The organism is Monashia sp. HAY1-5C (genome assembly GCF_056755255.1).
In genome coordinates this window covers 1-10,111 of the sequence record NZ_JBPGXG010000154.1, presented here as the reverse complement: position 1 = coordinate 10,111, position 10,111 = coordinate 1, and the positions used below count along the sequence as shown (strand labels likewise).

Annotated in this window: 6 protein-coding genes; 3 read left to right on the top strand and 3 right to left on the bottom strand. The window is 73.9% G+C overall.

Annotated elements, in window-relative coordinates; all coding sequences use genetic code 11:
• Positions 1-46: 46 nt before the first annotated feature.
• Positions 47-2,272 carry a DEAD/DEAH box helicase gene (locus tag ACR9ZK_RS18545; protein WP_481343439.1) on the bottom strand — a complete coding sequence of 742 codons (2,226 nt, stop codon included), beginning with the start codon at positions 2,270-2,272 and terminating at the stop codon, positions 47-49.
• Between the two features lie 272 nt (positions 2,273-2,544).
• Positions 2,545-3,378, bottom strand: coding sequence for a VIT1/CCC1 transporter family protein (locus ACR9ZK_RS18540; RefSeq protein WP_481343438.1), 834 nt, complete (start codon positions 3,376-3,378; stop codon positions 2,545-2,547).
• Positions 3,379-3,549: 171 nt separating this feature from the next.
• Between ACR9ZK_RS18540 and ACR9ZK_RS18535 the strand changes: the two genes are divergently transcribed.
• A complete protein-coding gene (locus tag ACR9ZK_RS18535) occupies positions 3,550-6,840 on the top strand; it encodes a response regulator (RefSeq protein ID WP_481343437.1) in 3,291 nt (1,096 codons plus the stop codon).
• Here ACR9ZK_RS18535 and ACR9ZK_RS18530 read toward each other — a convergent pair.
• A complete protein-coding gene (locus tag ACR9ZK_RS18530) occupies positions 6,813-7,322 on the bottom strand; it encodes a hypothetical protein (protein ID WP_481343436.1) in 510 nt (169 codons plus the stop codon). The genes ACR9ZK_RS18535 and ACR9ZK_RS18530 overlap by 28 nt on opposite strands.
• 194 nt (positions 7,323-7,516) lie before the next feature.
• Between ACR9ZK_RS18530 and ACR9ZK_RS18525 the strand changes: the two genes are divergently transcribed.
• Complete coding sequence (locus ACR9ZK_RS18525) at positions 7,517-8,254, top strand: response regulator transcription factor (RefSeq protein ID WP_481343435.1); 738 nt, start codon at positions 7,517-7,519, stop codon at positions 8,252-8,254.
• On the top strand, positions 8,232-9,947 hold the full coding sequence (locus ACR9ZK_RS18520; RefSeq protein ID WP_481343434.1) for a sensor histidine kinase: 1,716 nt from the start codon (positions 8,232-8,234) through the stop codon (positions 9,945-9,947). Before ACR9ZK_RS18525 ends, ACR9ZK_RS18520 begins: the two co-directional genes overlap by 23 nt.
• The last annotated feature ends 164 nt before the right edge of the window (positions 9,948-10,111 follow it).

Genomic DNA, 10,111 nt, shown 5'->3' with positions numbered 1-10,111 from the left:
TGTGGGCGGCGCGGGGAGGCGGGAGCCCTCGCTGGGAGCGCGGGGGTCAGGCGGTCCAGGTCTCGGCGAGGGCCTCGCGCAGCAGCGCCACGAGGGCGTCGCGCTGGAGGCTGTCACCGGAGGCGACCTCCTCGTCGCTGCCGTCGAGGGCCCGGGCCGCGAGTCCCTGCTTGGCGTCGATGAGCTCGGCGATCTTGGAGTCGATGGTGCCGGCGGCGAGGACGCGCCACGCGGTCACCGGCTCGTCCTGGCCGATGCGGTGGACGCGGTCGATCGCCTGCTGCTGCTCGGCGGCGGTCCAGGACAGCTCCGCGAGCACGACGTTCGACGCGGCGTGCAGGTTGAGCCCGACGCCGGCCGCTGTGAGCGAACAGACCGCCACCGACACCTCCGGGTCCTTCTGGAACCCGTCGATGGCCTCCTGGCGCTGCTTGCTCGTCTGGTCACCGCGCACCGACACCGTGCCCAGCCCGGCGGAGGCGAACACGGCCTCGGCGGCGTCCATGACGTCGATGTGCTTGGCGAAGAAGACGACCTTGCCGACGGAGTGCGACAGCTGCACGGCGTAGTCGGCGGCGAGCGTCGACTTGGCCTGGCCGATGCGGCGCACGAGGCTGAAGACGTTCTCGCCCTTCTCGCCCGTGTCCGACGCGTGCCGCAGCTCGGCCGCGGCGACGCGGCGCAGCAGCGCCTCGTCGGGCTCGCCGTCGTACTCGTGCCCCTCGCCCTCGGCGAGCAGCGCCCGGTAGCGCTGCGCGAGCCGGCGGCCGAGGGCACGCTCGGCCTCGCGGACGGAACGGCCGAGGTCGTCGTCGAGCTCGACGGTTATGTCGGCGATCCGCTTGTCCGGCAGGTCCTTGGCGACGTCGACCTTGCGGCGCCGCACGATGCCCTGCTCGATGACGACCTTGCGCGCCTCGGGGTAGAAGCCGCGGTCGGCCGGGGTCAGCCCGATGCCGTCGAGCTCGCGCAGGATGGGCGAGGCCGGCTTGCCGTCCTTGATCCAGCCGAGGAACCGCCAGATGGCGTCGAAGTCCTTGACGTCGTTGATGAGCGGCGTCCCGGTGAGCGCCAGGAGCAGCGGGTTGCCGCCCGGCGTCGTGGCGCGCAGCCGGTCGGCGAGCGCGAGCACCTGCTGCGAGCGCTGCGACGTGAGGTTCTTGATGAAGTGGGCCTCGTCGACGACCATCGAGCGGAACCCGAGCGAGGACAGCCAGGCGAAGTGCCGGTCGAGGATCTCGTAGTTGACGACGAAGACGTCGGCGAAGGCGTCGACGTCGTCGCCGTCACCGTGGATGACGGTGACCCGGCGCTGCGGCGTCCACCGCTCGACCTCGCGGGCCCAGTTGATCTTCACGACGTTCGGCACGACCGCGAGCATCGGGTAGGCGTTCGCGACCGATGCGGCCAGGACCGACTGCGCCGTCTTGCCGAGGCCCGGCTCGTCGGCGAGCAGGAACGTGCGGTGGCCCTCCTGGACCTTCTGGAGGAAGCGCGACTGGTGCACCATGAGCTGCTGGCCGGGCGGGGAGAAGCGGTCCTGGCGTGGCTTCGGCGGCAGGTCCATGGATGCCGCCTCGCCGCCGGCGCCCTGCTCGAAGGCGCGGTACAGCGGCGAGAGCAGCTCCCAGCCGGCGAGGCGCGTCGGCAGGTACGGGCGCCGGGTCGCGGCCTCGACGTCGGGCACGAGGAAGGGGTTGGCGCGCACGCGGGCCGGCACCGAGCGCGGCAGCACCTGGCGGGCCGCGATCTCCGGCGGGAGCACCGGGCGGTCGGGCTCGGGCGCGGCCGGGGCCGGCTCGTCGGGCACCTCGGCCCCGGACTCGAGGAGCCACTCGCGGCGCATCTGCTGCGCGGCCGGGCCGGGCTTGACGCCGGCGTCCAGCAGGGAGATGAGGCTGGTGTCGCGGGCGGCGATCTGGGCGAGGATGCCGGCGATGCCGTCGAGACGCTTGAGCAGGTCGGCGCGGGTGCTGCTCGACAGGCTCGCGTCGTCGCGGACCCGGGCGCGCTCGGACCGCATGAGGAGGGCCACGACGAGGAACTTGGTCCGGTTCGTCGGGCTCGCCTTGCCCTTGCTCGCGACGCGCGACTCGACCTCGCGGACCCGCCGGGCGAGCACGGGGATGAGCGGCGCCGCCTCGTCACGACGCCCGGCGTTCTGGCCGTTGGCCGAGGCGGTCGAGCGGGTCGAGCCGTTCGGGGTGGTGCCGGCCGAGCCCTTGGAAGCGGTCGGGTCGTTGCCGGCCCGGGTGCGAACGCGCGTGGGCATGTTCCTCCTGGTGACGCGTCTGACGTCGGGCCGACGCCGCGGTGGCCCGGGCGGGGCGAGCCCCGCCGGCCCTGACGGCCTCGACTCGAGTCCGGGGACGCGCACTCACGCGCCCCCCGTGACGTCCCGGTGGCCCGAGCCGGAGCCCGTCGGAGGCGGGAGTCGGCGGGTCGGGCCGCGCCTCATCGGCGCGGGGACCCCTCGACTGTACATCGCCGCGGCCGGGAGTGCGGCGCCGACGGGCGGAAACGGACACGGCGCCCCACTGGGGCTCAGCCCACGTGGACGCCGACGAGGCTGCCGATCCCGTACGTGACCCCCATGGCGACGAGGCCACCGACGACGTTGCGGGCCACGGCTCGACCGACCGGCGCGCGGCCGAGGCGGGCACTGGCCCAACCGGTGAGGACGAGGGCGGCCACGACGCTGGCGACGGTCACCCAGAGGCGCGCGGGCTCCGGGCTGAACGCGATGGTGAGCAGCGGCAGCAGCGCGCCGACGAAGAAGGCGAGCATCGACGCCGCGGCGGCGTGCCAGGGGTTCGTCAGGTCGCTCGGGTCGATGCCGAGCTCCGCCTCCGCATGGGCGGTGAGGGCGTCGTGGTCGGTCAGCTCGGCGGCCACCTGCTCGGCGAGCACACGGCTGATGCCCTTGGCCTGGTAGAGGAGCGTCAGCTCCTCGAGCTCGCCGTCGGGGTCCTCGTGCAGCTCGCGCCTCTCGAGGGCGATGAGGGCCCGCTCGGTGTCGCGCTGGGTGCTCACCGAGACGTACTCGCCGGCCGCCATCGACAGCGCGCCGGCCGAGAGGGCGGCGATGCCCGCGACGATGATCGCCGCCCGGCTCGTGGTCGCGCCCGCGACACCGACGACGACGCCCGCCGTGGAGACGATGCCGTCGTTGGCGCCGAGGACGCCGGCGCGCAGCCAGTTGAGCCGCGCCGCGACGCTGTCCTCGTGCGGCTCCTCGCGGTCCGTGCCGGCCCGCAGCGCGTCGTCCGCGGGGGTCGCCGCCCGGGGCGCCGCGCCGACGTCGGTTGACGCGTCGGCGAGGTCGTGCACCGCCTCGGCCGTGCCGTCGCCCGCCGAGCGTGGCTGCCGCTGCGACATGCGTCCTCCGATCCGCCCGGGCCCGGGACGGGCCGCCCGGGGCCGTCCCCGATCGTGTCACCCCCGCGCGGGGTTGTCACCGGGGGGCGACCTCGTGTCTCGACCGCGGAAGCGGCGACCGATATCGCCAACTCCCGGTGCGAGGCCAGATCATGAGGGAGGATTCCCCCTATGTCGGACATTCCGGGCCTGGGGGAGGCCGCCGCGGGGGACCTCGCGAGGTGGATCACCGCTGCGACGCCCGACGGTCTCTGGGTCATCGACGAGCACGGGCGCACCACCTACGCGAACCCGCGGATGGCCGCCATGCTCGGTCGCACCGCCCAGCAGATGGAGGGCTTCAGCGTCTTCGACGCCTTCGACGCCGTCGGCAAGGAGCAGTTCCGCCGTCACCTGGCCGACCTCGCGGCGTCCGGCGAGCCGGGCGACAACCTCGAGTGCAGCCTCCTGCGGAAGGACGGCAACCGCTTCTGGGCGCTCGTCTCGCACGCACCGATCCTCGACGACGCCGGGGTGCGCCGAGGGTGGCTGCACCGGGTCAGCGAGCACAGCCACCAGCGCGAGCTCGTCGACATGCTCGCCGAGGCGCAGTCCATCGCGAAGCTCGGCAGCTGGGAGTGGGAGGTCGGCTCCGACACCGTCACGTGGTCCGAGGAGATGTTCCACATCTACGGCATGGACCCGGCGGGGTCGGCCCCGACGTACGAGGACTTCCTCGCCCTCATCCACCCCGACGACCGCGCCCAGGTATCGAGCACCCTCCAGCAGTCGCTCGCCGAGGGCGACACGTGGGAGTTCGACGCGCGCGTCGTCCGTTCGTCGGGGGGCATGGTGTGGGTGCGGGGGCGCGGCGTCGTGAGCCGGGACGCCGACGGTGCCGTCGTGCGGATGAGCGGCACGACCCAGGACATCACCGAGAAGAAGGACGCCGAGCAGGCGCTCGCCCTCATCACGGCCATGGCGACCGCGGCCAACGAGTCGGCGACCCTCTCGGAGGCGCTGCCGGCCGTGCTCGGCGAGGTGGCCACCCACACCACGTGGCGCCCGGTCCTCGCTGCCGTCGTCGACGCGGAGGGGCACGTCAGCGGCATCATCTCGCCGCCGCGGGACGTCGGACCGAGCGTCGTGCCCGAGCGGGAGGGGCTCGAGCTGGCCAACCGCGCGGTCAACGCGCGCGAGGTGCGCGTCGAACGGGCCCGCGGCGGCTCGTACGTCGCGGCCGTCCCGGTCATCAGCGAGAACCGCGTCGCCTGCGTCGTCGTGCTCGACACGCGGGCCCCGACACCGCCCGCCGCCGGTGACGCCATCACCATCCGCCAGATCACGGCGCTGTTCGCCCGCGTCGCCGAGCGCGAGTGGACCGCCGAGCGGCTCGCCCAGGCCCGCGACGAGGCGATGAAGGCCTCACGGGCCAAGTCCGAGTTCCTCGCGACGATGAGCCACGAGATCCGCACCCCGCTCAACGGTGTCATCGGGCTGTCCGAGCTGCTGGGGCGCACCGACCTCACCCCCCACCAGCGGCGCCTGTCCGACGGCATCGACCAGGCCGGGCACGTGCTCCTCGAGCTCGTCAACGACATCCTCGACCTGTCGAAGATCGAGGCGGGACGGCTCGAGCTCGAGTCCGTCGACTTCGACCCGGCCGCCGTGCTCGAGCGCAGCGCGGGGCTCGTCGCGGAGCGGGCCCGCGCCAAGGGCCTGGCCCTGACCGTCGCCCACGGCGGCGAGGTCCCGTTCATGGTCTCGGGCGACCCGGTCCGGTTCGGGCAGGTCGTCGCCAACCTCACGACGAACGCCGTCAAGTTCACCGACTCCGGGCGGGTCGACATCCGCATGTCGCTCGAGCGCGTCGACGTCGGCGGCCCCGTGCTGCGGGTCGAGGTGCACGACACCGGGTCGGGCATCACGCCGGAGGTGCGCGAGCGCCTCTTCGAGTCCTTCTCGCAGGGGGACTCCTCGACGACGCGACAGTACGGCGGCACCGGCCTGGGCCTGGCGATCTCCCGCCAGATCGTCGCGGCCTTCGGTGGGGAGATCGGCGTCGACAGCGTCCCGGGCGAGGGCAGCACCTTCTGGTTCACGGCCTGCTTCGCCGGCGCGTCGGCCCGCTCCGTCGGCCGGCCCGAGGCCCAGGTCGCCGCGGTGTCCTCGCTGCGGGTCCTCGTCATCGGCCGCGACGCCGGGCACCGGCAGCGCATCGAGGACCAGCTCGGCGCGTGGCAGGTCGACGTGCGGTCGGCCTCGTCCGGCGTCGACGGCATCGTCGCCATGCACCGCGCGGAGCTCGCCGGCGAGCCGTTCGACGTCGTCGTGTGCGACGACCCGGGGTCCGGCACGGGCGGCCTGCAGATCGCCGCGATGATCCGCGCGGACCGGAGCTTCAGGGACGGGCGGATCCTGCTGGTCACCGACACCCCGACCCCGCCGGACCCCGACACCCTGCGCGCCGCCGGCATCGAGGCGGGCCTCACCTCGCCGGTCATGCCCTCGGCGCTCTTCGACGCCATGGTCAACGTCGCCGGCGCCCACCTGGCCGGTGACCCGCGCCCCGACCTGCGCCAGCGCGAGGTGGCGACGCCGGCGACCTCGAACGGCACCGTGCTCGTCGTCGAGGACAACGAGATCAACCAGCTCGTCGCCCAGGGCGTGCTCGAGAGCCTGGGGTACGAGGTCGTCCTCGCGGTCAACGGGGTCGAGGCCGTCGACCTGCACCGCGAGCGCGGCCGCGACTTCGTGGCCGTCCTCATGGACTGCCAGATGCCGCTCATGGACGGCTACGAGGCGACACGACGGATCCGGCAGCACGAGCCCCGGGGCACGCGGGTGCCCGTCATCGCCATGACCGCGGCCGCCATCGCCGGTGAGCGGGAGCGATGCCTGCAGGCCGGCATGGACGACTTCCTCACCAAGCCCATCGACGTCGCGCTCCTCGGCACCACGCTGCAGCGGTGGGCGGGGACGCGCGTGGCGCGGCGTCGCCGGGCCGACGTGCGGGTCGACGCGTGCGGGTCGGCCGCGTCGAAGTCGGCCGCATCGTCGTCGGCCGCGTCGTCCGGCCCGTCGACCGCGGCGTCGGCGTCGCCGAGGGGAACCGCCACGGTCACCGGCGACGTCATCGACCACCGGAGGCTCGAGGAGCTCGGGGGCATCGACCCCGAGGAGACTGCCCTGCTGCTGCGCTTCATCGCCCGGTTCGGCGAGGGCGCCCGGCAGAAGGTCGCCGAGCTGCGCGGGGCCAGTCGCCACGGCGATGCAGAAGAGCAGCTGCGGATCGCCCACGGGCTCAAGGGAACCGCGTCGAACCTCGGGGCCTCCGCGCTCGCTGCCACCTGCCGGACCATCGAGGACCTCGGCCGCGAGGGACGCGTCGTCGGTGACGACCTCGTCGCGCGTCTCGAGGACGACGTCGAGCAGGCCGCGACCGCGCTCGAGCGCTACGCCGACCGGCTCCGGAGCGGCTGAGTCCCGCCGAGCACGGTCCTCGGCACCTGGCCGTTCTGGTCGTCCAGGCCCGGCAGCTGGTTCGGCAGGACGCCCGGGCCGTTCCGGCTGCCGCCGAAGCCCTGCCGGCCAAACGGCACGAACCCGTTCTGCCCACCCGGCTGGAAGCCGCCGCCGAAGCGTCCCGTGTCGCGGGCGGTCGAGCCTGCCGGCATCGCTGCAGCGGCCCCGATGGCGCCGGCCGAGGCGAGGACGATGGCCAGGCCTGCCGTCACGGCCGTCCTCCTCGCGCTCCAGCGCGCGCTCTCGCTGCGGTCGGTGAACGACGGGTAGGCGTACGGGACCGACGGCGTGGCGACGTGCGAGGACTGCGCGGACGTGACGGGCAGCGTCGCGGGGCCGGTCAGCGGGGCCTGCGTGACGGCAGGGGCGGCCGCGTCGAACCGGGGCAGCGCCGAGCGTCCCGGGGCGGCCGGGACCGGAGTCGTGGGGTCGGTGCTCATGGGACGACCGTCCGGCGGGATGCTGTGCCGGCGCTGTGCGGGAGCCGTCCGGGTGCCGTGACTGCGGTGCCGTGCTGCGGCGTCCGGGCCAACGCCGCCCGCGGCCGAGATCCGTTGCCGCCGCACCGGGATCCCACAGGAGCCGCACAGGAAGGTACTGGCGGCGGCACAGTCCCACAGGTTTCACTGATGGCATGAGCGAGAAGACGAAGCCGGCCGCAGCGCGTCTCCAGCGACTCGACGGGTCGCCCGTGCGCGTCCTGGTCGTCGACGATGAGCCCAACCTCACCGAGCTGCTGGGCATGGCCCTGCGCTACGAGGGCTGGGAGGTCCGCTCCGCGGCGACCGGGATGGAGGCCGTGCGCGCCGCCCGCGAGTTCGACCCCGACGCCGTCGTCCTCGACATGATGCTGCCGGACTTCGACGGCCTCGAGGTGCTGCGCCGGATGCGCGGCGACAACCCCAACGTGCCGGTCCTGTTCCTCACCGCCAAGGACGCCGTCGAGGACCGGGTCTCGGGCCTGACGGCCGGCGGCGACGACTACGTCACCAAGCCCTTCTCGCTCGAGGAGGTCGTGGCGCGCGTCCGCGCCCTCATGCGTCGCACGACCGTCGCCGTGTCGGCGGCCGACTCGACGCTCGTCGTCGGGGACCTCACCCTCGACGAGGACAGCCACGAGGTCACGCGGGGCGGCGAGGAGATCCACCTGACCGCGACCGAGTTCGAGCTGCTGCGCTACCTCATGCGCAACCCGCGCCGGGTGCTGTCGAAGGCGCAGATCCTCGACCGTGTCTGGAACTACGACTTCGGCGGCCAGGCCAACGTCGTGGAGCTCTACATCTCCTACCTGCGCAAGAAGATCGATGCCGGTCGGGAGCCGATGATCCACACCATGCGGGGGGCCGGGTATGTCCTCAAGCCCACCGTCTGAGACCGCGCACCGGGTCGAGGTCCCGGCCACCCGCGACGACCTGCCCGAGTCGGTTCCGGCACCGATGCCGGGGCTCGAGGAGCCCGAGAGCGGGTCGCGGCCGGCCCTCGGTGACCCTCGCGTCGTCGTGCCTGCCGAGGCGCCGGCCTGGCTCACCCACGACGACGGCAGGGGCGCTGAGCCGGCTGGGGCCGCCCCGACCGTGCGGGACCGTCTCGCCGGTGCGCGCGCACGCGTCCGCCCCTGGTCGGCGTGGACGCTGCGCGCCAAGCTCGTCGCGTCGATGCTCGCCCTGTTCACGGTCATCGGCGTCGCGACGGGGGCCTTCACGGTGCTCGCGCTGAGCCGCCAGCTGACCAGCCAGGTCGACGACCAGCTCCAGTCCTCGATGGTCCGGCTGCTCTCGGACCCCCGAGGCGTGGACTTCGGGACGCAGGCCGACGGCGGGCGGCCGCGCGGGCCCGGTGACGAGGGCCTGGTGGCGTACCTGCCGACGATCCCGACCACCGCCTTCCCGCGCTCCATCGGCAAGGTCAGCAACGGCGGCGAGCGACCGGTGCCGCTGTCGACGACCCAGCTGGCCGAGCTTGAGCGCGCCGGGCTGCGGGACGACTCGACGAACATCGAGGTCACCGGCCTGGGCACCTACCGGGTCCAGGCCACCTCGGTCGTCAGCGACGGCACCCCCATCGGCGTCCTCGTCATCGGCCTGCCGATGGACCGCACCGAACGCACGATCCAGCAGATGGTCCTCGTCGCCGTCATGACCCTCGGCGCCGGCATCATCCTCGTCGCCCTCCTCGGAACCTGGCTCGTGCGCCGCAACCTCGAGCCGCTCCGCAGGCTCGCGGCGACCGCCACGAAGGTGTCGCGGATGCCGCTGCACTCCGGCCGGGTGGCGCTCGCCGGACGCGTCGACGCCGCGGACACCGACGAGCGCACCGAGGTCGGCCAGGTCGGCGTCGCCTTCAACGAGATGCTCGACCACGTCGACGAGGCCCTCAACGCCCGGCACCAGAGCGAGCAGCGGGTGCGCCAGTTCGTCGCCGACGCCTCCCACGAGCTGCGCACGCCCCTCGCCTCGATCAAGGGCTACGCCGAGATCTCGCGGCGCGAGCCGGAGGCGGTGCCGCAGTCGGTGACGCACGCGATGGGTCGGATCGAGTCCGAGGCCGACCGGATGAGCTCGCTGGTCGAGGACCTCCTGCTCCTCGCCCGTCTCGACGCCGGACGACCGCTCGAGGACGAGCCGGTCGACGTGTCCATGCTCGTCATCAACGCGGTCAGCGACGCCCATGCGGCCGCGCCCGAGCACCGCTGGGACCTCGACCTGCCGCCCGAGCCGGTCGAGGTGCGCGGTGACGCGGCCCGGCTGCACCAGGTCGTGGCGAACCTGCTCGCCAACGCGCGCACCCACACGCCCGAGGGCACCCGCGTCACGACGTCCGTGCGGCCCGAGGGCGACTGGGTTCGGGTCGCTGTGCACGACGACGGGCCCGGCGTCCCGGACGCTTTGCAGCCCAACGTGTTCGAGCGGTTCGCCCGCGGTGACGACGCCCGCAACCGCGCGGGTGGCAGCACGGGCCTCGGGCTGTCCATCGTGGCGGCAGTGAGCAAGGCCCACGGCGGGCGCGTCGAGCTCGACAGCCGCCCCGGCGACACGACCTTCTCGCTCCTGCTGCCCGCCGCCTGACCCCGCCCGCACCTGCCGCGACCCCACGCACCCCCCGGCCAGAAGTGCGCCATGGCGCGGGTGTCGGGCTGCGGGCCGCCCCCTCACGGCCCGGAAGCGCGCCATGGCGCGGTCGCTCGGGAGGGACGACCGTTCATCACCCCGCCAAAGTCGTGTCATAGGGA